A 22,011-nucleotide genomic window follows, 5' to 3' on the forward strand; every position below is an offset into this window, starting at 1 on the left:
ACGCGAACAGAAGATCCTCACCCTCCGCTTCTACGGCAACCTCACCCAATCCCAGATCGCCGACCAGATCGGCATCTCCCAGATGCACGTCTCCCGCCTGCTGACCAAGGCGCTCACCAAGCTGCGCGGCCAGCTCGCGCCGGATGCGATCTGACCCGGTTCGCCACGATCGGGGGTGCCGGCTGAGGCCGGTGCCCCCGTTCTGCACCGGTCCTGTGCGGTTACTACTCCCGGCTGCCGCTACCGTTTAGCGGATGCCACCTACTGCCGACCTTCCCGGGTTCCTGCACAACGTGGCCCCGATCCTGGACAGCTGGGGTTATCTGGCGATCGGCGGCGTCATCGTGGTGGAGAGTTTCGGCGTGCCCGCGCCCGGACAGACCATCATGGTCGCGGGGTCGATCTACGCCGGTGCGGGGCGGATGAACATCTTCCTCGTCGCGCTGATCTCGTTCGTGACGGCGGTGGTCGGCGACAACATCGGCTACTGGATCGGGCTGCGCGGCGGCCGCAAGATCGTGAACCGGTGGGGGAAGTACATCTTCGTGACACCGGCGCGCCTGGAGAAGGCGGAGCAGTTCTTCGCCAAGCGCGGTAACCGGATCATCGTGGTGGCCCGGTTCATCGACGGGCTGCGGCAGCTCAACGGTGTGATCGCCGGGATCACCCGGATGCCGTGGAAGACGTTCCTGCTCTACAACGCGATCGGGGCGGCGCTCTGGGTCGGGTGGTGGTGCACGGTCGCGTACCTGCTCGGCGCCAATCTGGTGCCCATCATGGGGCGGGCCCACGAGTACCGGTGGCCGATCATCGGCGTGCTCGGGGCGGCTCTGGCGATCTACGTGTCGCTGCATGTACGGCATGTCCGCAGGCGCCGGGCCCGGTCCGCTCAGCTCGCGCTCGAGGAGAGTCAGAGCCAGGCGTGACACGAGGACGGTCCCGGTTTCTCTGCTGACGGGGTGAAGATTGCCGAGCCGGGCTATGCGGATCCTGTGCGGTCGTTAGGCACCGGTGGTTGTCAGTCACCGAAGGGAGTCTGGACAGTGCAGCGGTTCACGTTCGCGGGGCGTACCTGCGTGATCACCGGGGCGGCCGGCGGGATCGGGGAGGCGCTCGCGCTCGATCTGGCGCAGCGGCGTGCCGAACTGGCCCTGGTGGACCGGGACGTCGAGGGGCTGGAGCGGGTGGCCGGGCTGGCCCGGGAACTGGGGGCGGCGGGCGTCACGGCGTACCCCGTCGATCTGAGCGATGGCGGCGACCGCCTGGACCTGGCCGCGGAGATCTCGTCGCGCCAGGGCCCGGCCGATCTGTTGATCAACAACGCCGGGGTGACGCTGATCGGGACGTTCGAGGAGAACCACACCGCCGACATCGACTGGCTGCTGGAGATCAACCTGCACGCGGTGATCCGGATGACCAAGGCGTTCCTGCCACAGCTGCTGTCCCGGCCGGGCGCGCACCTGGTCAACATGTCGAGTCTGTTCGGGCTGTTCGCGCCGCCGGGCCAGGTGGCGTACGCGACGAGCAAGTACGCCGTCCGCGGTTTCACCGAGGCGCTGCGGCACGAACTTGCGCCCCGTGGTGTCGGGGTGACGGTGGTGCACCCGGGCGGGGTCCGCACCAACATCGCGACGAGCGCCCGGCTCAGCGGAGTCGACCCGGACAGCGAGGAGACCGCGGAGGGCCGCCGGTTCGCCGCGGCGGCGCTGACCCTGCCGCCGGAGGAGGCGGCCCGGCAGATCGTGGCGGCCGTGGAGAACCGGAACCCGCGGCTGGTGATCACCCGGGAGGCGAAGGCCGGCGACCTGCTGACCCGGATCGCCCCGGCCCGCTACTGGGCGATCACCCAGCGGCTGAGCCGCCGCCGGGTCCGGGTGGACTAGAAGCGGGCGAAGCGGGGCCGGTCCAGACCGCCGATCGCGGTGAAGTCGCCGCCCGCGTCGAGGACGCCGATCGGGTCGGTGGTCAGGACGCGGACCCCGGCGACACCGTTGGCTTGCGGGTTCCACTCGGTGAGGCGGCCGTCGCCGGTGACCGCGGCCAGTTTGACGCGTGGGGCCGAGCCGTCCAGGCAGGCGCCCCGCGGTCCGTTGCGGGTGGTGAGGCAGACCCGGTCGAAGTGGCCGCCGACGTACGTCACCTCACCGACCGTGGTGATCGCGGTGGCGTCGCCGTCGAAGACACGCTGCCAGCGGGTCGTGCCGTCGAGGGTGTACGCGACGGCACGGCCGCCCTGTCCGCCGGTGGCCGCGTACACGCCGGCGCGGTTCACCGTGATCGCGTTGACCTCGGCGGCGACGCTGGGCCGGAAGTAGCGGTCGAGGACGCCGGTGACCCCGTCGACGGCCGCCAGGCGTACCGATCGACGGTCGTCGTTGACCTCGCGGAAGACGCCGCCCAGGAAGACCTGGCCGCCGGAGACCGCGAGGGTGCGCACGCGGTCGTCGGCGCCGGCCCGCCAGCGGGTGTCGACGCGCCCGGTGGCCAGCGAGAAGGCGGCCAGGTTGCGCAGTGCGTGCCCGCTCACGGCGGTGAGGCTGCCGCCCAGGTAGAGGCGGCCGTCGCCGATCGCGAGGGCGTACGGCGTGCCGGCGATGTCGTGCCGGAACGAGGTGACGGTGCCGGCGACCGGGTCGATCCGGGCGATCGAGTCACGTTTCGCGCCGCCGACCCGGTGGAAGCCGCCGGCCGCGTAGACGGCGCCGCGGGTGGCGGCCAGTGCGCGAACCGTGCCGTCCGCCGGGGGCGCCCAGTCCAGGAGTGCCCCGGTACGCCCGTCGAACGCCGCCAGCCGCTGCCGTGGATACCTGCGCCCGCCCCACCGGGCCTCGGTGAACCCTCCGCCGACGTACACCGTGCCGCCCAGGTAGGCGATCGCGTACACGGTCCCGTTGAAGGTGGGCGCGGAGCGGGCGGCGGATTCGACGGCCCGGGCGGGGGCCGCCACGGACAGGGCGAGCAGGAGGATCAGAACGAGCAGTCGCACATCGGTCTAACCATCCCGGATGGGGGAAAGTCGCGCGATCTCCTCCGCCTGCGGGCCGCTCGCGGGTATCGGCGCGGGCCGCTCCAGCGTGGCCTGGTCCGGCTGGCGCAGGCCGAGCATGACCAGCCAGTCGACCAGTTGCCGGTGCACCGCGTCGGGCCCGTTCAGCTCGTGGGTGACCGGCCAGTCGGCGGGGTGGACCAGCATGGCGTCGGTCTGCCAGCCACCGAGCCCGCCGTGCGAGCCGACCAGTTCCTCGAAGGCGCACACCTCCAGCGTCCCCGGGTCCACCGAGCTGATCACCACGAGGTCGCCGACGTGCGCGGCGCTCTGGTGGCGTAGCAGGTCGGCGCGGGTGTACGGCCCGTACGGCAGGAGCGGGTCGGTCCCGGTGACCGCCCCGTCGCGCAGCCGGTGCGTGCCGCCCGGCCCGTACGCCACCGGCCCGTCCTCGTCCTGCACCACCACGAGACCGATCCCCGGGTGGGCGGTCAGCCCGGTGATCAGTTGCGGGTGGTCGTGCTCGATCACCGCCCGCCCGACCCGGCGCGGGAACCGGGTCAGGTAGATCATCGACAGGTTGCCGGAGGACACCACCAGCGCTTCCGCGGCCAGCCGCTGGACCACCTCGTCGAGGCTCTCGCCGAACCGCTGCCGGAAGGTGGGTCCCTGGCTCTGGCCGTGGTCGGAGAGCACCACGAGGTGGTAGCGGCGGGCCGCCTCCGGGGCGAGGCGTTCCAGCACGCCGAGCATCCGGTCCAGGTTCTCCAGCTGGCGCATCGACTCCGGGCGGGCCGGGCCGGCGTGGTGCGCCACCTCGTCGTAGTCGACCAGGTCGCAGTAGATCGCCGGGACGCCGCGGGCCATCTGCTCGGCGACCAGCGACACGTTCACGTCGCGCAGCAGCATCGAGGCCGGGCGCAGGGCCAGGAAGGCGCCGGACCGGCTGACCCGGGGTCGCAGGTTGCGGCGCCGCTGGAGGCGGGCCTGGTGCAGCTCGGTGAAGACCTCGGCCACCCCGAGGACGAGGGCGCGGGTGAAGCCGTACGGGGAGGCCATGAACGCCGCCCAGCCCCGGGCCGAGCGGCCGGGCAGCGCCGCGTGGCTGACGGTCAGCAGGTTGGTGGCGGCGTCGCCGCTGAACGCGTTGCCGATGCTGACCCCGCCGTCGCGCAGGAGGCCGCGGCCGTCGCTGAGCCGGGACTCGATGATCGCGGCGTCCCGGGGCCGGTTGGAGACCATCACCCGGCCGGTGTCCTTCTCGTACCAGCGGAAGCCGGGGATCTGCCGGGTGGCGCCGTGCAGGATGCCGGCCTGTGAGGCGGGGGTGGTCGACGGGAGGCCGGTGTGCCAGCCGCGTGCCGTGTGGCTGCCGGTGCGCAGCCAGTCGCCCAGGACCGGCAGGTTGCCGGCCCGGATCGCCCAGCGCAGGACCGGTTCGGCGACCCCGTCCAGCTGCACCATGAGCAGGCCGGGCTCGGTGCCGGCGGGCGGGCGGCGGAGGGTGAGGAGGCGGCCGGCGGCGCGGCGGCGGACCCCGCGCATCAGGCGGCGGGCCTCGCGGACGAAGGTGTCGTCGCTGCCGCTGTCGACCATCCAGTCGAGCAGGGCGGCCACGATGACGGCCAGGATCGCGGCGAACACCAGGCTGGGCAGCCCGCTGATCCGGCTGCCCGGGTCGAGCCGCAGCGCCACCACCATCACGACGACCTGGGCCACCACGCCGAGCAGCATGGCCGCCCAGCCGCCGAGCGCCGTGATGCCGAGCAGCAGCAGGGGCCGCAGCACCGCGCCGACGGCCGCGACCAGCACCACGAGCCCGAGGGTGTCGACCACGTCGGTGCCGGCCACCCCGGGCATCAGCCACAGGGTGAGGGTGAGCACCACGAACGTGAGGATGGCGCTGCGCAGCACGGCCCGGCCCCGGTGGACGGCCCAGCGTGCTTGGGTGCGAATGGCCACGAACCGACGATTACACACCGGTGCATCCGAACCCGAACGAGGGAAGGAGGTGCCACCCACCCCGAGGGGCGGATACCTTCGGGCCGATGCGCTTCCGGTCGGCGTTCTCGCTCCTGATCCTTCTGCTCGCCGGGTGCGGCGAGCCGCCGGCGCCCGTGCCCCGGGCGGAGCCGCTGGTCGTGGCGGGCTACCTCACCGAGTGGAGCGTCTACGGACGTGACTTCCGGGTGAAGGATCTGGCGGCCGAGCGGCTCACCCATCTGACGTACGCGTTCGGCCGGGTGACCGGCGGCCGCTGTGCGATGGGTGACGCGTGGGCCGCTCATCGGCGCCTGGTCACCGCGGCGGACAGCGTGGACGGCGTCGGTGACACGGCGGCCGACCCGCTGCGGGGCACCTTCGGTCAGCTGCGCAAGCTCAAGAAGCGGCACCCCGGCATCCGGCTGCTGTGGTCGTTCGGCGGCTGGACCGGCTCGGCCGGGTTCACCGAGGCGGCCAAGGATCCGGCGGGGTTCGCCGCGTCGTGCCGGCGGCTGCTCGCCGATCCGCGCTGGGCCGGGCTGTTCGACGGGATCGACGTCGACTGGGAGTACCCGAACGCCTGCGGCACGACCTGCGACGACAGCGGCCCGGGTGCGCTCGCCGGGATGCTGTCGGCGCTGCGTGCCGAACTCGGGCCGGGTGCGCTGATCAGCGCCGCGGTGCCGGGTGACCTGGGACGGTTGCGGGCCACCGACTACGCGTCGGCGGCCCGGCACGCGGACTGGCTGGGTGCCATGACCTACGACTACTTCGGCGCGGCCGGGAGCGGGTCCGGCACGGCCGCGCCGCACTCCCCGCTCGAGCCCTATCCCGGCATCCCGCGGGAGACCGCCACCACCTCGGCGACCGTGGACGAGCTGCTGCGGGCCGGGGTGCCGGCCGGGAAGCTGCTGATCGGGGTCGGCTTCTACGGGCGGGGGTGGACCGGCACGGCCCGTGGGCTGGAGGACTACCGGGTGCTGGTGGGCCGGTGCCCGCCGACCGGGACGCTGGGCGGTACGGCGTACGCCGACTGTGGCGACCAGTGGTGGTCGTACGACACCCCGGAAACGGTCGCCGCCAAGGTGGCGTACGCCCGGAAGCGCCAGCTCGGCGGGCTGTTCGCCTGGGAGCTGTCCGGCGACTCCCACGACGGCGCGCTTCTGCGGGCGCTCAGCGGGTGATCCGTACCCAGACGTTGTCCAGCACCCCGTTGAACTGGTCGTTGTCCCGGTAGGCGCCCTTCGACCCGATGCGCAGCGGCTGGTCGTTGAAGACGGTGAGCCCGGCCGGAACGGTGGTCCGGCCCCGCACCACGTTGTCGACGTAGATCGTGAGCGACGTGCCGCTCCGCTGGCAGCGCACCCGGTGCCAGCGGCCGTCCGCGGTGGTGACCACGCTGCGGGCGATCCGGATGCCGGGCTGCCGGACGTCGACCAGCACGCAGCTCGGATGGCCGGCGGCGCCGTCGATCTGGAGCTTGTACTGGCTGCTCGTGGTGGAGTAGCCCTTCTGGACGATGTTCTGCCCGGGGCTGGTCTGACCGGGTGGCAACAGCACGTCGGCGCCGAAGGCGATGTCCCGGGTTCCCGGATTGAGGTCGGCCGAGGTGCCGCTCTGGAGGACGACGTGCGGGCAGACGAGCCGGATGCACTTGCCGGGGAAGGCGACCGCCGCGCCGAGGCCGTGCGCCACGGTGCGGACCCGGCCGCCCTGGAAGGAGAGCATCCGCAGGGTGTGCCCGTTACCCGATTCGTCGGCCAGGGCGCCGGCCCGGGCGTTGAAGCTGTAGTGGGCGATGAGCAACGGCTCGTTCGCGTGCGCCGGCACGGCGGTCACGACGAGGGTCGCGAGCACCAGAGTCACCGCGGACAAACAAGATCGCATGCCCGAAATAATACTTATGCCCCATTATAGGACCCTTGGTCAGGGACGGAACTCCTCCGGACGCGCCGGTTTGCCCTCCTCCTTGCGGCCGAACAGCCGCCAGCTCCGCTTCTTCTTCTCCACCACCGGTACGGACTCACCGTTCAGCACGTCCAGACGGTGCTTGGCCACCGGGTTCTCCGGCTCCAGCCGCAACGACGTCTGCAACGCCTGCCGGGCCTGATCCACGTGCCCGAGCGCGGCAAGCGTCACGCCGTGCGTGAAGTAGTAGTGCGCCTCGTTCGGATCCAGCCCGACCGCGGTACGGGCCGCCTGCTCCGCGTCACCGAGCTGCCGGTCGGCGGCGACCAGCGCCCACGCCACCCGGTCGTGCCACAGCGGGTTCTTCGGCTCCACGATCACCGCGCGGTAGGCCATGCTCATCGCCTCCTCGTGCCGCCCCAGCAGGGTCAGCGCGCGGCTCGCGATGGCCAGCGGGCGCGGGTCCTCCGGCGCCAGATCGACGGCCCGGGTCGCCGCCTCCAGCGCCGGATCCACCTGATCGAGCGCCAGCCGGATCCGGGCCATCAGGATCCAGCCGGGCGCCGAGTCCGGCCGCTGCGCCAGCACGGGCGTCAGCAGCTCGACCGCCTTCTCCGGCTGCATCTGTTCGAACAGGGCCGCGGCACGCGCCACCCCGAGGTCGCCCGGATCGGCGAAGGCCAGCGCGGGGGCGTCGCTGGGGGAGGTCAGCGCCGCTCCGGATTCGCGGTCAGTGATCACGACGCCCTAATCGGCAAAAACCCGAAGATCTTTAGATGTACGGGAGTGCACAGCACCGCCCGTACCCCGCGATCTCTCTGCCGGGTCCGGACCGTGCCGCGCCCGCCGGGCGTGAGGGGGTGGTCACCGGGTGGCCGGGGCGGTGAGCAGGCGGACCGTGAACCCGGCCGCGGTGGCCGCGCCGAGCAGGCCGCCGAGCCAGGCGGCCGGGGCGACCAGCGCGGCCAGCAGCAGCACGAACGCCAGCCCGGCCGCCGCGACGGCGATCCGCTGGCGGCCGTGGGCGAGCAGGCCGCGCAGGTAGACGCGCAGCGACGGATCGAGACGGGCCACGAAGTAGCCGGCGTAGGCGACCGGGATCAGGACCGCCGCGGCGGCCGCCAGCCGGGCGCCGAGCACCGACGCCCCGGCCGTCCGCCAGCCGACGAAGGAGAGCAGAACCAGGATGATCGCCGTGTAGACCAGGAACTGGCGCAGCGCCACGTCCAGCAGGAACCGGCTGGCGTCCTGGCGCGGGTCCGCCCGCAGCGCGCCGACCAGCCCGGACGCGCCCCGGGCCAGCCGGGTCAGCGCGAACGGGTGATGGCCGACCACGTCGAGGGCGGCCAGCTCGTGCCGGGCCACCGCGTTGTCCGGGGCCAGGCCGAGCGCGTCCCGCAGCGCCTGGCGGGCCCGCTCGATGAGGTTCAGCTGCTTCATCACCATGGCGTAGGTGATCCGGAAGTCGGCCTCCTCCGGGTCCAGCCGGATCGCCTCGCGGGCCGCGTGCTCGGCCTCCACCGGGTGGCGGCCCTCCTCGAGCAGCGCCCAGGCCAGCCGGTTGTACCGGTACGGATTCTCCGGCTGCCGGTCGGCGGCGGCCCGGGCGGCGGCGATCGCCTCGTCGTGCCGGCCCAACTCGGTGTGCACCCGGCTGAGGACGGCCAGCGCGTCGGGCGACTCCGGGGCGTTGTCGACCGCACGCCGGGCCAGTTCGTCGGCGAGGTCGGGCCGTTTCAGGGCGAGCTGGGCGTGGGTCATCAGCACCAGTGCGGCCACATGGTCCGGTTCGGCGGCCAGCAGCGGGCCGAGCAGTTCGGCGGCGGCCGCCGGCTCACCACGGCCCAACCGGATCCGGGCCAGTTCCAGTTCGCGGGTCACGTCTGTGGGTCCTCGACCGGGACGGTGGCGAAGGCCCGGACCGGGAAGCTGCCGAACTCGGCGATCCGCGGCGGCACGGCGGTGAACCGGGCTCCGGACGGCGGCAGCTCACGCAGGTTGGTGAGGTGCTCGACGATCGGGATGCCGGCGGCCAGCAGCAGCGAGTGCGCGGGGCGCTCACCGCAGGTGGCCGGGGACATGTCGTCGATGTTGACCGCGTCGATGCCGACCAGCGCGGCGCCCCGGTCGACCAGGAGCCGGGCGCCGTCGGCGGTCAGGAAGGGCGCGCCGGTCGCGTACGCCGGGGTGGCCCAGTGCCGGTCGGCGCCGGTGTGCAGCAGGACCGCCCGCCCGGCCACCGTGACGTGCGCGAGCGTCTCGGCGGTGACCCCGCGCTCGCCGCCGACCGCGCGGACCACCACGGCGGGCAGCCCGGCGAGGCGCTCCAGCGGCAGGCCGGCCAGGTCGGTGCCATCCGGGTAGCGGTGGTACGGGCTGTCCACGTACGTGCCGGTGTTGCCGACCATGCTGATCCGCTCGATGCAGAACTCGGTGCCGGGCGCGTAGACGCCCCGGGACGCCTCCCGGGTCAGGTGCGGGGTGATCTCCGGGCCGGGCAGGCCGGGAAAGGTGACCAGGCCGGCCTCGATGACGTGGCTCAGCTCGACGTATCGCACCCGCTCGACCGGCGTGCGGCCGGCCGGCGGGTGCGGTTCGGCGAGGATCCGGATGCCGCGGACCTCGGCCCGCTCCACCCGCTGCGGGGCGAGCGCGGCCACCAGCAGCGCGGTGACCTCGACCTCGGTGACGTCGGCGTGCGGAATGTCCAGGCGGAACCCGCGCGCCCGCAACTCGCCCCCACCCTCGAGAGCGACCTCGGCGTCGAACTCGGCCCGGTAATCCAGCACGGCTCCCCCTATCGCAACTCGATCACACCTTCGGTGATCAACCAGATGCCGAAGATAGCGAAGAGTGTGGCAGCTCCGTACTTGATGACCTTTTCGGGCAGATGCTTCCCGAGGTAGCGGCCGACCAGGATGGCGAGCGCGTCGGCGGCCACCATGCCGATGGTGGAGCCGATCCACGTACCGAACCAGCCGTGCTGGGTGGCCAGGGTGATGGTCGCCAGCATGGTCTTGTCACCCAGCTCGGCCAGGAAGAACGCGCCGCCGACGGCCAGGATGGCGGATCCGGTGGAGCGCTCGGCCTTGTTCTTCTCGTCGTCGGTGAGGGCGTCGCCGCGCAGCGTCCAGGCGCCGAAGGCGAGGAAGGCGATGCCGGCGACCAGCGAGATCCAGCCGGTCGGGAGTGCGGCGCCCAGCCCGTAGCCGATGCCGACCGAGACCAGGTGCACCACGGCGGTCGCCACGGTGATGCCGATCAGCACCGGGACAGGGCGGTAACGGGTGGCGAACGTCATCGCCATGAGCTGTGACTTGTCGCCGAGCTCGGCGACGAAGATGACCGCGAAGCTGATTACCAGCGCGGCGAGGAAACCTTCCAACTTTCCACTCCCGGTGATCACGACCGGGCTCTGGGCGCAGGGCGACCTCGACCCGGCCGTCAATGAATACGGCCTGGTCGAAGGTCTCGCTCGCCTTGTTGGAGGCCGCGCGGCCGGAGCCCGGCTAACCGGGATCAGTATGTCGACCGCGACATTGGGAGCTACTCCCCTTCGCGTGGTCGAGCATAGCCCACGTCCTGGTCAGCGGCCCGGTGAGGAATCACACGGGCCGCTGACCGGCCGTCCGCTCAGCGGCCCGCGATGAACCGCTGCAACCGCAGGCGCTCGCTCACCGGGACCGCGCTCTTGCCGGTGGCGGCCAACGGGGTGGGCTTGGCGATCGGCTCGCACTGCTTGTCGGAACGGTTGCCCTTGACCCGGGCCGGCAGCGCGCCGGTGGCCAGGTAGTCGGCGATCGAGTTGTCGACGCAGGTGCTGCCGAACAGCGACCCGGCGTGGGTGGTCCCGTCCACGCCCTCGATCAGGGCCGCCCGCGGGAAGAGCTTGCGGGCGCGCAGGGCTCCGGTGTACGGCGTGGCGGCGTCCAGGGTCTCGCTGATCAGTAGTGCCGGCGGAGCCTTGGCGCCGTCCACCTCGACCGGGCGGCCGGGGTCGCCGGCCCAGTGCCGGCAGGGCGCGTTGTACCAGGCGTTGCCCCAGGTCTCGAACGGCGCCTTCTTGTGCACCTTCCAGTTGTCCCGGGCCCACTTCTTCCAGTCCGACGGCCAGGCGACGTCGGTGCACTGCACGGCCAGGTAGACGGCGTACCCGTTGTCGTTCCCGGCGGCCTGCGGGTGATCCTCGTCGTAGAGCCGCTTCAGGCCGGCCGGATCCTTCTTGGTGACCAGGTCGGAGAACGCGCGGGCGACCTCCTGCCAGCCGAAGACGTAGTAGCCGGCCTGGAGGAAGACGTCGGTCAGCTCGGCCGGGCCGATCACCCCGGCCGGTTGCGCCGTCAGCGCGGCGAGCTGCTGGTAGTAGGCCTTCTCCACCTCGGCGGCGGTCTTGCCCAGGTGGTAGAGCGAGTCGTACTTGGCGAGCCAGGCGAAGTACACCTTGATCGACTTGTCGAAGGCGACGTCCTGGTCGAGGTTGGAGCGGTACCAGACCCGGGTGGGGTCGACCACGCCGTCGAGGACCATCCGGTACACCCGCTCCGGGTACTTGGTGGCGTAGACCTGCCCGAGGTAGGTGCCGTACGAGAAGCCGTAGAAGCTGATCTTGTCGACCCCGAGCGCGGTGCGGATGCTCTCGATGTCGCGGACCGTGTCCACGGTCTTCATGTTGTCCAGCAGGGCGCCACCGGCCTTGGCGCAGGCGGCCGCGTACGCGGTGGTCCGCGCGTGCCAGGCCTTCTCCACCTCCGGGGTGCTGGGCACGTAGGCCGGCCGGTTGTAGCCCGTGTAGTCGTCGTCGCAGGTCAGCTTCGGCGTGCTCGTGCCCACTCCGCGCGGGTCGAAGCCGATCCAGTCGTACGCCTTGCCGGCCTGTTTCGGCACGTGCTCGCCGAGTGCCGCCATGCCCAGGCCGGCGCCACCCGGTCCGCCCGGGTTCACCAGGATGACGCCCTGGTACTTGTCCTTGGGCACGGTGGCCTTGACCCGCGAGACGGCGATCTGGATCTTCGTGCCGTCCGGTTTCGCGTAGTCCAGCGGCACGGAGAGCTGACCGCATTCGGCGCCGCTCGACTTGAGCGTCGCGTCGGTGCAGGCGCCCCACACGATCGGCGGCGGCGCGACGCGCGCCGGTTCGGCCCGCACCGCGGTGACCGTGGCACCGACCGTACCTAGCGCGACCGCGGTGGCGGTCACCCAGATTCTTCTCATTACCAGCCCCTTGTGTCCGATTCACCCCCATGCTGCGGGGCGGTCGGGCACCTATCACCCGCCCACGCCGAGACGCCACCTCATAAGGTACTTTTTCTGATAAGACAGATGATTGGCCTTATAGCGACCATTCCGGCAATCCACTCGGACGCGCCACCACGGAATCCCTACCGACCGCCGCCCAGTTTGCAACTATTGCGAACCATGGACGAGTTCTGGCTCCACCCACGGCTGGGGACGGCAACTCGGGACGGACAGGCGCCTCGGTTCTACCTGCTGGCGCTGCAACATGCCGTACAGACCCTGGACGCGGACCCGCGTTGGCAGCAGTGGTGGCACCGGTCCGGCTTCCTCGACTGTGAACTCGGCATCGTCACCGAGGGCCGGCTCGACCACCTGCGCCCCAGCGCCGACCTCCGGCGCGTCGACGACCGGCTGCGCGCGAACTTCACGTGCGCGCTGCCGCCGGCCGGGACCGCCCGCGACGAGCTGGTCCGGCGGGCGGCCACCGAGGTGCGCACCATGTTCGAGCTGATCCGCGAGGCGCTGGCCCTGCCCGACCTGCCGCCGCCGCCCACCCCGTCGGCCCCGCCGGAGGACGCCGGCGAGGTGCCGGTGACGGCCAAGGGCCTGCCGTCCATCCCGCGCGAGCTGGAGCCGCAGGGCTATCTGACGCTCACTCAGGTCCAGGACTTCTTCGGGTCGTGACCCGCTCGGGCCGGTGCGCGCCGGGATCGCGCTGCCGGGGGATCCTCGGCGCCCCGGGCTCGGCATGCGCGGCGGCCGGGGTGGGCGGCGTGGGCGGGCTCGACGGCGTGATCACCACGGCCGCGCCGGCCAGGCCGATGCCGGCATAGCGGACCGGGCGCAGCGCGCGCAGCAGCAGCGCGTGGCCGACGGCCAGCAGCACACAGCCCAGCAGGCAGCCCGGAATCGCCCGGACCAGCGGATATCCGGCCGGCATGTCGAGCAGGGCGGGCAGGTCGCGGAACGCCAGGACGGCGACCACCCCCAGGGACACTGTGGACAGAACGGGCGCGACGAAACGACCCCAGGCCCGCTCGGGGCCGGGGATCCGGTTCAGGTGCAGCAGCGCGGCCACCGCCACGAGCAGCAGCACCAGCAGGATGCTCAGGACACCGCCGACGATCAGCCAGCGGGCGGTGCGCGGGCCCGGCTCGGCGCCGGCCAGGTAGGCGCCGGCCAGCGTCGAACCCGCGATCAGCGACTGGGTCACCGAGGCGGCGCGCGGCGCGGCCGTCCGTCGACGGACATTTCCCAGTACGGCGGGGAGCACCCGTTCCCGGCCCAGCGCGAACAGGTAGCGGGTGATCACCTGGTGCAGCGCCAGCAGAGCCGCCACCACACCGGCCAGCAGCATGAACCGGCCCAGCGTGACGGCCCACGGGGCGAGCCGGTCGGCGGCCAGGTCGAAGAGCAGGTCGGCGCCGCGGACCTCGGCCACCACGGCGGTGCGGTCCGGGCCGGCGGCGACCAGCATGCTCCAGGAGAGGCCGCCGAGCAGCAGGGCGATCAGCAGCACCGCGAGACAGCCGCCGAGCCCGGCGCTGCGGCGGGGCTGGAAGCCCTCCTCGGCATACCCCGCGGTGGACTCGAAACCGGCGAAGGCCAGCACCGCGACGGCCAGCAGCAGGCCGATCGCCGGCCGGTCCAGCACGGTCCAGTCCGTGATCCGGATGGACTCGGCGGTGACCCGGCCGCCGAACGGCTGGAGCACGTTGGCCGCGCCGATCCCGGCGAGCACGGCCACCTGGGCGACCGCGAACAGGCCGATCACCCCGGCCGCCACCTCGATCCGCATGGTGCCGCAGAGCGCGACGACCGCCCAGCAGGCCGCCGCCACCGCCCACCACGGCACGCCACGGCCGAGAAAGCTCTGCGCCAGCGGCGCGGCGGCCACACCGGCGAGCGCGTAGAGACCGAACTGGATCGCGTGGTACCCGGCGATCGCCAGCCAGGCGGCGGCCATCCCGGCGGGCCGGCCGAGGCCCTTGACCACCTGGGCGTACGCCGCTCCGGCGCTCGGACAGCGCCGGATCATCGCGGACTGGGCGCCGCAGAAGAACAGGAGCAGGAGCCCGGCGGCGGCGAACGACCAGGGGACGAGCGGCCCCGCGCCGTCGGCCAGGACGGCCGGGACCACGGTGACCAGGGTGACGATCGGGGCGGCGGCGGCCAGCCCGAGAAAGGCGATCGAAGCGGCGCCGACCCGGCCGGCAGCCAGCCCCGGCGACGGATCCTCCTCGGAGATCTCCACGGGTCCATTCAGTCGCACCCACCCGGCTTTGACAACCGTACGTATCGACGCACTGACCGTTCGTGACCAGATTGGCACGAACCCCGAACCGCATGCGCGTTTTCCTCAGCTGCGCTCACGCCCCGCCGACTGCAACCAGGTGCTCGCCACCCAGCAACTGACGGACTTCCTTGCCGTCGTAGCCGACCGGCCCGACGAGGCCGCCGCACAGCGCGCCGCCGTGGAGTGCGCGCAGCGTGCGCTCGGCGCCGATATCGCGGTCCTGACCGTCGACTCCTGCGCGACCGCCGCCGTGGGCCTGCCGGCCGAGGAGATCCCGCTCTTCTCGCTGACCGCCGACCACCTGCCCGGGCGCCGGTCCACGATGTGGGCCGGCGACGTCCGCTACCACCTGGCGGTGGCCCCGTTGGGTGGCTCGTCCGCCGGCATGCTGGTGATCGGCCGTCGCTCCGGCGCGTTCACCGACGAGGAGGTCTGCCTGCTCCGCGGCATGGCCCGGGTCCTGGAGCTGAGTCTCCAGGCGGTGCACCTGGTCGAGGCCGAACGCAGGCAGTCCGAGGAGAACGCCCGCCTGATCGACTCGTTGCAGCGCCGGCAGCGCCTGTTCGACGAGCTCAGCTCGGTACAACGGACGATCGCGCAGCGCGAGCCGCTGAGCCGGATCCTGGACCGGATCGCCGGGGCGGCCGCCGAGCTGCTCGGCGTCGACATCGCCGGGCTCACCGTGCTGGAGAGCGACGACCCGGGCCGGATGAGCCTGATCTCCGCCGCCGGCATCCCGGACGAGCTGATGTCCCGGATGCAGCGGATCCCGGTCGCCACGCTGGGTGTCGTCGGCCTGGCGATCATGGGCGACGAGCTGGTCGCGGTGGACGACTACGCGGCCTCGCCGATGGCCGTGCCCGAACTGGTCCGCTCGCGGCTCCAGAGCGTGATGGCGGTGCCGGTGCACGAGAACGGCGTCGTGGTGGGCGCCATGTTCGCCGGTTCGCACACCGAGCCGCGGGAGTGGGACGAGACCTCGCGGGAGGTGCTGTCGGCGTTCGCCGAGCACGCCAGCCTGGCCGTCACCGACGCCCGGGCGCTGCACGAGATGAACGCCGCGTTCCACGACGCGCTGACCGGGCTGGCCAGCCGCTCGCTGTTCGTCACCCGGCTGGAGAACACGCTCGGCGGGGACCGTACCGGCGGGATCGCCACGCTGCTGATCGGCCTGGACCGGTTCAAGGTCATAAATGACTCTCTCGGGCACCAGGCCGGCGACCGCTTGCTGGTCATGGTCGCCGACCGGCTGCGTGACTGCCTGCGTCCCGACGACACGGCGGCCCGGCTGGGCGGCGACGAGTTCGCCGTGCTGCTGCCGGACAGCGGCACCGCGGACGCCGCCGTGCTGGTGGCCCGGCGGATCGTCACGGCGATGCGGGACCCGTTCGACCTGGACGGCCGGGAGACGTTCGTGACGTGCAGCATCGGCGTCGCCTTCGGGGAGGCCGGCACGCACGACGCCCAGGAACTGATGGTCCGCGGCGATCTGGCCCTGTTCGACGCCAAGAAGAAGGGCAAGGACCAGTACGCCGTGTTCGACCCGGCCATCCGGGAGTCCTTCCAGCGGCACCTGGAGATGGAGGCCGACCTGCGCCGGGCCGTGCTGCGGCACGAGTTCCAGCTGCGGTTCCAGCCGATCGTGCGGCTGGCGACCCGGGAGATCTCCGGCCTGGAGGCGCTGGTCCGCTGGCAGCACCCGTTGCGCGGGATGGTCCCGCCGCTGGACTTCATCCCGCTGGCCGAGGAGACCGGGATGATCGTCCCGATCGGCGAGTGGGTGCTGCGGGAGGCGTGCCGGCAGGCGGCCCGCTGGAACGCGCAGCGCGGCACGGACGCGCCGCTCACCGTGAGCGTGAACCTGTCGGCCGTCCAGCTGGACCGGGCCGACCTGCCCGAACTGGTGGAGTCGGCGCTGGCCGACAGTGGGCTGGCCCCGCACCACCTGGTCATCGAGCTGACCGAGTCGCTGCTCGTCGATCATCGCGCGGAGATCGTGGAACGGCTCAAGACGATCAAGGCCCTGGGCGTGCGCCTGGCGATCGACGACTTCGGCACCGGCTATTCGTCGCTGGCCTACCTGCGGCGCTTCCCGGTCGACATCATCAAGATCGACAAATCCTTCGTGGACGATGTCGGCGACGTGCCGGCGGCCGCGGCGCTCACCCACGGCATCATCCAGCTCGGCCAGGCGCTGCAGCTGTCCACGGTCGCCGAGGGCATCGAGGACGCCGGCCAGCTCAGCGAACTGGCGGACGGCAACTGTGAACTCGGCCAGGGCTACTACTTCGCCGAGCCGCTGACCAGCGACGCCATGCAGGAGCTGCTGTTCCCACCGCCGGCCGGGTGAGCGGGAAAGGGTGACCACGCACGCTCAGCCCGGCGGGCGCGGCACCGGGCGCGAGTCGCGACGGCCTCGCGGGTCTGGTACGGCGGGTACGCGCAGCCCGTACCGGTAAAGGTTTGTTGATTGGTTTGTAGCGAACAGCCAACCGGTGTTCCCCTCCGCTTCACGTCCGGGGCAGACCGTGGTCGGTATGCATGTTCTGCTGACCGTCGTAGTGCCGGTCTACGCGGTCGAGGGCTACCTCTACCAGTGTCTCGAGTCCCTTCGCGCCGGCCTGACCGCGGAGGAGAACGCCCTGGTCGAGGTCATCGCCGTGGATGACGCCTCGCCGGACGCCTGCGGCTCGATGCTGGACGGGTACGCCGCCCGCCACGGTGACCTGCGGGTCGTCCACCTGCCCGGCAACGTCGGGCTGGGCCTGGCGCGCAACGCCGGGCTGGCCGAGGCGCGCGGCGAGTACGTGTGGTTCGTGGACAGCGACGACTGGCTGCCGTCCGGCTCGGTCCGGGCCGTGCTGGAGCGTCTCCGCGAGACCCAGCCGGACGTGCTGCTCCTCGACCACCTGCGGGTGCACGAGAACGGCCGGTTGCAGACCGACGCCAGCTCGCCGCTGCTGGCCGGATCGGTGGACCTCTCCCGGTTGCTCGGCGTGCAGCACACCGCCTGGAACCGGGTCATGCGCCGGGAGTTCCTGGCCAAGCACGAGCTGCGCTTCCCGGCCGGGTGGTACGAGGACGTCCCGTTCAGCAACCCGGTCCTGATCGCCGCCGAGCGTCTCGACGTGCTCAACCGGGTCTGCTACCACTACCGGGTCGGCCGGTTCGGCGCGATCACGGCGACCCGCAGCGACCGGCACTTCGAGGCGTTCGAGCAGTGGGACCGGCTGCACGCGTGGTTGTCCGAGGCCGGTGTCGCGCCCGCGCTCAAGGTCCGCATGTTCACCCTGATGATCAGCCATCTGCTGGTGGTCGCCGGGAACGAGAGCCGGGTGCACCCGTCGCGGCGGCGCGCCTACTTCCGGCGGATCGCGGCGCTCTACCGGCGGCACCGTCCGGACGGCTACCTGCCGCCGGCCGGCACCCCGGGCCTCAAGCACCGGCTCGTGGCGGCGAACAGCTACAGCATGTACGCCGCCCTGCGCACCGGCTACCGGGTGGCCGGGCTGCGCCGCCGGGCCACTGAACGGACACCCGCGGTTTCCCGGGACGTCCCCGCGCCGCCACGGACGGTCCAGAGCACCTCCCTACGGTGACTCCCGTGCTTCGACCCGCCCGTGAAACCGACCGTGACCTGGTCCTCCCCTGGCGCAACCACCCATCGGTACGCGCCGTCAGCCTGACCACGCACGAGATCAGGCCCGCCGAGCACGCCGCCTGGTGGGCCGCGCGCGGCGGCGACGTCCTGATCTACGAGGAGGACGGCGTCCCGGCCGGCGTGGTGATCTTCAACGGCTCCACCTGGTCGTTCTACCTCGACGTCGAGGGGCTCGGCCCGCGCCTGCTACCGGCGTGGATGCGGCTGGAGAAGGAGGCCGTCGAGTACGCCTTCGGCACCCTCGGCCTGACGACTCTCGGCGGCGAGACGCTCGCCGACAACAAGCGGGTCCTCGCCCTGCACCGGCGATTCGGGTTCCGCGAGACACGCAGATACGAACGGCTGGTCGACGGCGTGCCGAAGACCGTCGTCTGGACGGAGAGAAGCAGATGAGCAGCAGGAAGCCGTACATCGTGGCGGAGATGTCGGGCAATCACAACGGTTCGCTGGACCGTGCCCTGGCCCTGGTGGACGCCGCGGCCGAGGCGGGCGCCGACGCCATCAAGATCCAGACATATACCGCGGACACCATGACCGTGGACGTCAAGCACCCACGTTTCCAGATCTCCGCGGGCCACGACCTGTGGGGTGGAGACCACCTCTACCAGCTCTTCGAGCGGGCGCACACACCGTGGGACTGGCACGCGCCGATCTTCGAGCGGGCCCGGGAGCGGGGCATCACGCCGTTCTCCAGCCCGTTCGACCGGACCGCCGTCGAGCTGCTGGAGAAGCTGGACGCGCCGATGTACAAGCTCGCCTCCTCGGAGATCACCGACCTGCCGCTGATCCGGCTGGCCGCCTCGACCGGCAAGCCGGTCATCATCTCCACCGGCATGGCGACGCTCCGCGAGATCACCGCCGCGGTCGAGGCCGCCCAGGGCGCCGGCGCCACCGACATCACCGTGCTGAGCTGCACCGCCTCCTACCCGGCGCCGCCCGAGGAGACCAACCTGCGGCGCATCCCGGTGCTGGCCGACGCGCTGCGACTGCCGATCGGGCTGAGCGACCACACCATGGGCATCGGGGTGCCGATCGCCGCGGTGGCGTACGGCGCCGTGCTGATCGAGAAGCACTTCACCCTGGACCGGGCCGACGGCGGTGTGGACTCGGCGTTCTCCCTCGACCAGGCCGAGCTGCGACTGCTGGTCACCGAGTCGGAGCGGGCCTGGCAGGCGCTGGGCACCACGGCCATCGGCCCCACGCCGGCGGAGAAGGAGAGCCTGCGGTTCCGGCGCTCCCTCTACGTGGTCACCGACGTCCGGGCGGGCGACCCGGTCACCGAGGAGAACGTGCGGTCGATCCGGCCCACCGGCGGGCTGGAACCCGACCTGATCGGGACGGTGCTCGGGCGGACCTTCACCGTCGGCGCGGCCAAGGGCACGCCGCTCACCTGGGACCTGATTTGATCATCCGGTAGGCGCGTTTCGCGGCCATCAGCGCCCTCCCGGTCACCCGGCTGCGGTGGAACCGGAGCTCCCACTCCATCCGGCTCAGCTGGGAGTCCCGGGAGGCGATGATCTGCTCGGTCCACTCCATCATGGCCAGCAGGTGGCTCGCCTGGTAGCGCTGCCGCCAGAGGGCCTCGGTCAGCTCGCCGTACCCGGCCACGTCCAGCGGCGCGGTGCCCGGCTGCACGGCGAGCAGTGCGAGCCGGTGGGCCCGCCGCTCGGCCGGCGTCAGCCCGAACTCGGCGGCGTCGATCGTCACCTGGAGGTCCACGGCCGCCCGCAGATCCTCCTCGGTCACGCTGCGCCCGGCCATGCCGGTCAGGATCGCGGCCAGGTCGGCCGCGCTCGCGGTGATCGGCCACGGGTGCGGGCGGGCCCAGGTGACCAGACGGACCGCGAACTGCCACAGGGCCCGGACCAGCGCGATCTGGGTGGGCATCGGCTCGGTCGGCGCCCAGCGCGCGGACAGCACCGCCGGGCCGTCCGGGGTGACACCGAGATCGGACAGATCGGCCAGGGCGGCGGCGCCGTCGATCAGGCCGTCCCGGGACTGTCCGGCCAGCCAGGATTCGTACTGGGCGATCTCCTGGCGGAGCCGCCGCACATCGGCCGCCGCGCACAGGTCGAGCAACCGCTCCTCCAACTGGTAGCCGGCGGCCGGACGCACCGTCCCGGCACGGCGCAGCCCGTGCGGGTCGCGCGGGGCCGGCCCGGTCCGGATCTCCGAATCCGGCGTGTGGATGCCGTGCTCGTCGCCGACCAGCACATCGGGCCGCCGCGCCGGCCGGTCCCGGTCACCGGGCGCGTGCGCGATGACCAACCATCCGCCGGCCACGGTGTCCTCCGCACCGGCCCGCAACGCCCGGTCGATCAGCCGGCGCGGGTCGCTGAGCACCGGACGGCCCCGGAAAGCCGTGGTGTAGGCCCGCGCCAGCACGGTGCGCAGCCAGGGCCGCAGCGGCGACGCGACGTCACCGAGGGTGTCACCCCCGATCAGTACGGTCGGCGCGCCCGGTTCCGGAAAAGCGGCATACGCCGTGCCGATCTCCAGGCCGGACCCGGTCAGGGCCGCGGTGAGCTGGGTGCGGGCGGCCGGGCCGTCCATCGCCTCCGCCGGGCGCCAGGCCGCGTCGTCACGGTGCCCGGCACCCGGGTCCAGCCGCACCGTGTGATGCGCCCCGAGCTGGTTGTCGTGCATGAGGATCAGGGCGCCGCCGGGGCGTACCGCTCGGGCCAGACGGTCGAGCAGCTCGGCGGCCGACAGCTGGTCACCCTCGGCCGAGTTGAGCCGCTGGATGCCGTCGGTGGCGACCACCAGGTCGTACCCGGCGGTCAGGTCGGCCTTGCCGAGCGCCCCGGCCAGCACGGTGACGGCGGGATGGGAACGGGCGGCCTGTTCGGCGTCGGTGAGCGAGCGCAGCAGCCAGGTCACCTCGGCACCGCCCGTGGTCAGCGCGGTGACCAGCTCGTCCGGGTGCGGGCCGGCGACCAGGACGGTCCCGCCGGGGCCGACCAGCTCGACGCTCAGATGGGTGAGCAGCGGGTTGTCGCGCGCGACCGGCTCGGTCCAGCTGAACATCTCACCGCCCACCCGCACCAGATCGGTCAGCGGTGGTGCGGCCGGCGCCGCGGCCATGTCCGGACGGTCCGGCATCAGACGTACCCTTCCTTCGACCAGCCCAGCAGCGTGCGCAGCTCCTCGGGTCCGGCCAGTTCGTCGGCGCCCAGCTGCGCCCGGGCGAGCCGGTGGCAGGCGGCGAAGTCGGTCTCCCGGCCGTACAGACCGGGCCATTGGCGGTGCAGCCGCGGCTCCCCGCCGAACGTCATGTCGGCGTTGTCGAGGACCATCGGGTCGCCGTAGACCGCCGCCTCCCGGCCGGCCAGCAGGCCGTACCAGATGGCGCTGCACAACCGGTTGGAGACCACCCGCCGGTGCCGCCGCAGCTCGGCGAGCTGTTTGACCAGGAAGTCCCGGTCGTGGTCACGCCACCAGAAGCCCCGGTAGCCGTGGCAGATCACCCGGAACCCGGCCCGCTCGTAGAGCCGGCGCACCGCGCCCATCCGGTACTCGTTCCAGTACAGGCAGGCGGTGACCGGGCCGTTCTCGGTCGCCCGCACCTCGTCGACGAGGCGCTGGTGGTCGCCGTGGACCTGCTGCCCCTCCCACCCGTGGAAGGGGTAGAAGATCGTCCCCTCGCCGGGTTCGCCGCCGGCCGGGGTCGTCTCCACCAGGTAGGCGAACGGGGCGCCCACCACGACCACGTTGCGCCGGCCCTGCGACCAGGACCGCCGCCGGGTCTCCTCGGACCAGACGAGCAGCCGGGAGCCGGCCACGTACGGCGTACCGGGGGCCAGGCCGTCCCCGATGTTCCAGCCGTGCTGGAGGTAGCCGTGGATCCGGGGCGGATGCGACGGCTCGGGCATCCCGCAGTAGCGGGCCAGGATGTGCGAGTGGCCGTAGTGATGGTTGGCGTGGTGCATGTCTGTCCGCTCC

20 protein-coding genes are annotated in these 22,011 nt (G+C 72.4%); 9 read left to right on the plus strand and 11 right to left on the minus strand.

Going from position 1 to position 22,011, the window contains the following annotated elements; genetic code table 11:
* The 3 genes from KZ829_RS27890 to KZ829_RS27900 all read left to right on the plus strand — a co-directional run.
* Nucleotides 1-154, plus strand: a 154-nt coding sequence (locus tag KZ829_RS27890; RefSeq protein ID WP_220147108.1) for a sigma-70 family RNA polymerase sigma factor, incomplete at its 5' end; no start/stop codon positions are given.
* Between the two features lie 100 nt (nt 155-254).
* A complete protein-coding gene (locus KZ829_RS27895; protein ID WP_220146901.1) occupies nt 255-926 on the plus strand; it encodes a DedA family protein in 672 nt (223 codons plus the stop codon).
* 117 nt (nt 927-1,043) lie between these two features.
* Nucleotides 1,044-1,883 (plus strand): SDR family NAD(P)-dependent oxidoreductase, encoded by an 840-nt coding sequence (locus tag KZ829_RS27900; protein ID WP_220146902.1) that lies wholly within the window; start codon nt 1,044-1,046, stop codon nt 1,881-1,883.
* On the opposite strand, the gene KZ829_RS27905 is transcribed toward KZ829_RS27900, so the two are convergent.
* Both KZ829_RS27905 and KZ829_RS27910 read right to left on the minus strand, forming a co-directional pair.
* Nucleotides 1,880-2,986, minus strand: coding sequence for an NHL repeat-containing protein (locus KZ829_RS27905; RefSeq protein ID WP_220146903.1), 1,107 nt, complete (start codon nt 2,984-2,986; stop codon nt 1,880-1,882). The genes KZ829_RS27900 and KZ829_RS27905 overlap by 4 nt on opposite strands.
* A gap of 6 nt (nt 2,987-2,992) precedes the next feature.
* Nucleotides 2,993-4,948, minus strand: coding sequence for an alkaline phosphatase family protein (locus KZ829_RS27910; protein WP_308285690.1), 1,956 nt, complete (start codon nt 4,946-4,948; stop codon nt 2,993-2,995).
* Between the two features lie 86 nt (nt 4,949-5,034).
* Between KZ829_RS27910 and KZ829_RS27915 the strand changes: the two genes are divergently transcribed.
* Nucleotides 5,035-6,153 (plus strand): glycoside hydrolase family 18 protein, encoded by a 1,119-nt coding sequence (locus KZ829_RS27915; protein ID WP_220146905.1) that lies wholly within the window; start codon nt 5,035-5,037, stop codon nt 6,151-6,153.
* On the opposite strand, the gene KZ829_RS27920 is transcribed toward KZ829_RS27915, so the two are convergent.
* The 6 genes from KZ829_RS27920 to KZ829_RS27945 all read right to left on the minus strand — a co-directional run bounded on the left by KZ829_RS27920 (nt 6,143) and on the right by KZ829_RS27945 (nt 12,088).
* A complete protein-coding gene (locus tag KZ829_RS27920) occupies nt 6,143-6,856 on the minus strand; it encodes a LamG-like jellyroll fold domain-containing protein (protein WP_220146906.1) in 714 nt (237 codons plus the stop codon). The genes KZ829_RS27915 and KZ829_RS27920 overlap by 11 nt on opposite strands.
* A gap of 39 nt (nt 6,857-6,895) precedes the next feature.
* Complete coding sequence (locus KZ829_RS27925; RefSeq protein WP_308285691.1) at nt 6,896-7,618, minus strand: tetratricopeptide repeat protein; 723 nt, start codon at nt 7,616-7,618, stop codon at nt 6,896-6,898.
* Between the two features lie 123 nt (nt 7,619-7,741).
* Nucleotides 7,742-8,758: a tetratricopeptide repeat protein gene (locus tag KZ829_RS27930; RefSeq protein ID WP_220146907.1), complete on the minus strand. Its 1,017-nt coding sequence runs from the start codon at nt 8,756-8,758 to the stop codon at nt 7,742-7,744.
* Nucleotides 8,755-9,666, minus strand: coding sequence for a cyclase family protein (locus KZ829_RS27935; RefSeq protein ID WP_220146908.1), 912 nt, complete (start codon nt 9,664-9,666; stop codon nt 8,755-8,757). The genes KZ829_RS27930 and KZ829_RS27935 overlap by 4 nt, the downstream gene beginning before the upstream one ends.
* 8 nt (nt 9,667-9,674) lie before the next feature.
* Entirely contained in the window at nt 9,675-10,262 is a 588-nt protein-coding gene (locus KZ829_RS27940; RefSeq protein ID WP_183225271.1) for a TMEM165/GDT1 family protein, read from the minus strand.
* A 248-nt stretch (nt 10,263-10,510) separates the two neighbouring features.
* Nucleotides 10,511-12,088 carry an alpha/beta hydrolase gene (locus KZ829_RS27945; RefSeq protein WP_220146909.1) on the minus strand — a complete coding sequence of 526 codons (1,578 nt, stop codon included), beginning with the start codon at nt 12,086-12,088 and terminating at the stop codon, nt 10,511-10,513.
* A 204-nt stretch (nt 12,089-12,292) separates the two neighbouring features.
* Here KZ829_RS27945 and KZ829_RS27950 point away from each other — a divergent pair, with 204 nt between their 5' ends.
* Nucleotides 12,293-12,796, plus strand: coding sequence for a hypothetical protein (locus KZ829_RS27950; RefSeq protein WP_183225273.1), 504 nt, complete (start codon nt 12,293-12,295; stop codon nt 12,794-12,796).
* Here KZ829_RS27950 and KZ829_RS27955 read toward each other — a convergent pair.
* Nucleotides 12,765-14,366, minus strand: a complete 1,602-nt coding sequence (locus KZ829_RS27955; protein WP_308285692.1) for an APC family permease — start codon at nt 14,364-14,366, stop codon at nt 12,765-12,767. The genes KZ829_RS27950 and KZ829_RS27955 overlap by 32 nt on opposite strands.
* A gap of 28 nt (nt 14,367-14,394) precedes the next feature.
* Here KZ829_RS27955 and KZ829_RS27960 point away from each other — a divergent pair, with 28 nt between their 5' ends.
* The 4 genes from KZ829_RS27960 to pseI all read left to right on the plus strand — a co-directional run bounded on the left by KZ829_RS27960 (nt 14,395) and on the right by pseI (nt 19,475).
* The gene (locus KZ829_RS27960; protein WP_246636398.1) at nt 14,395-16,758 is read left to right on the plus strand and encodes a putative bifunctional diguanylate cyclase/phosphodiesterase; all 2,364 of its coding nucleotides are present in this window, start codon (nt 14,395-14,397) and stop codon (nt 16,756-16,758) included.
* Between the two features lie 187 nt (nt 16,759-16,945).
* Nucleotides 16,946-18,007, plus strand: a complete 1,062-nt coding sequence (locus KZ829_RS27965; protein ID WP_220146910.1) for a glycosyltransferase family 2 protein — start codon at nt 16,946-16,948, stop codon at nt 18,005-18,007.
* Nucleotides 18,004-18,462, plus strand: a complete 459-nt coding sequence (locus KZ829_RS27970; RefSeq protein ID WP_220146911.1) for a GNAT family N-acetyltransferase — start codon at nt 18,004-18,006, stop codon at nt 18,460-18,462. The genes KZ829_RS27965 and KZ829_RS27970 overlap by 4 nt, the downstream gene beginning before the upstream one ends.
* Entirely contained in the window at nt 18,459-19,475 is a 1,017-nt protein-coding gene (gene pseI, locus KZ829_RS27975; protein ID WP_220146912.1) for a pseudaminic acid synthase, read from the plus strand. Before KZ829_RS27970 ends, pseI begins: the two co-directional genes overlap by 4 nt.
* Here the strand turns inward: pseI and KZ829_RS27980 are convergent.
* Nucleotides 19,456-21,171, minus strand: coding sequence for a hypothetical protein (locus KZ829_RS27980; protein ID WP_220146913.1), 1,716 nt, complete (start codon nt 21,169-21,171; stop codon nt 19,456-19,458). The two genes, pseI and KZ829_RS27980, sit on opposite strands and share 20 nt — an antisense overlap.
* Nucleotides 21,171-21,998: a hypothetical protein gene (locus KZ829_RS27985; RefSeq protein ID WP_220146914.1), complete on the minus strand. Its 828-nt coding sequence runs from the start codon at nt 21,996-21,998 to the stop codon at nt 21,171-21,173. The genes KZ829_RS27980 and KZ829_RS27985 overlap by 1 nt, the downstream gene beginning before the upstream one ends.
* Nucleotides 21,999-22,011: the final 13 nt, after the last annotated feature.

The sequence above is a fragment of the Actinoplanes hulinensis genome, from assembly GCF_019429605.1.
GTDB lineage: Bacteria > Actinomycetota > Actinomycetes > Mycobacteriales > Micromonosporaceae > Actinoplanes > Actinoplanes campanulatus.

Bases quoted from the DNA above. Each gene is read 5' to 3' on its own strand.
- KZ829_RS27895 (WP_220146901.1), top strand. From the start codon at position 255: ATGCCACCTACTGCCGACCTTCCCGGGTTCCTGCACAACGTGGCCCCG.
- KZ829_RS27915 (WP_220146905.1), top strand. From the start codon at position 5,035: ATGCGCTTCCGGTCGGCGTTCTCGCTCCTGATCCTTCTGCTCGCCGGG.
- KZ829_RS27920 (WP_220146906.1), bottom strand. From the start codon at position 6,856: ATGCGATCTTGTTTGTCCGCGGTGACTCTGGTGCTCGCGACCCTCGTC.
- KZ829_RS27945 (WP_220146909.1), bottom strand. From the start codon at position 12,088: ATGAGAAGAATCTGGGTGACCGCCACCGCGGTCGCGCTAGGTACGGTC.
- KZ829_RS27950 (WP_183225273.1), top strand. From the start codon at position 12,293: ATGGACGAGTTCTGGCTCCACCCACGGCTGGGGACGGCAACTCGGGAC.
- KZ829_RS27965 (WP_220146910.1), top strand. From the start codon at position 16,946: ATGCATGTTCTGCTGACCGTCGTAGTGCCGGTCTACGCGGTCGAGGGC.
- pseI (WP_220146912.1), top strand. From the start codon at position 18,459: ATGAGCAGCAGGAAGCCGTACATCGTGGCGGAGATGTCGGGCAATCAC.
- KZ829_RS27980 (WP_220146913.1), bottom strand. From the start codon at position 21,171: ATGCCGGACCGTCCGGACATGGCCGCGGCGCCGGCCGCACCACCGCTG.
- KZ829_RS27985 (WP_220146914.1), bottom strand. From the start codon at position 21,998: ATGCACCACGCCAACCATCACTACGGCCACTCGCACATCCTGGCCCGC.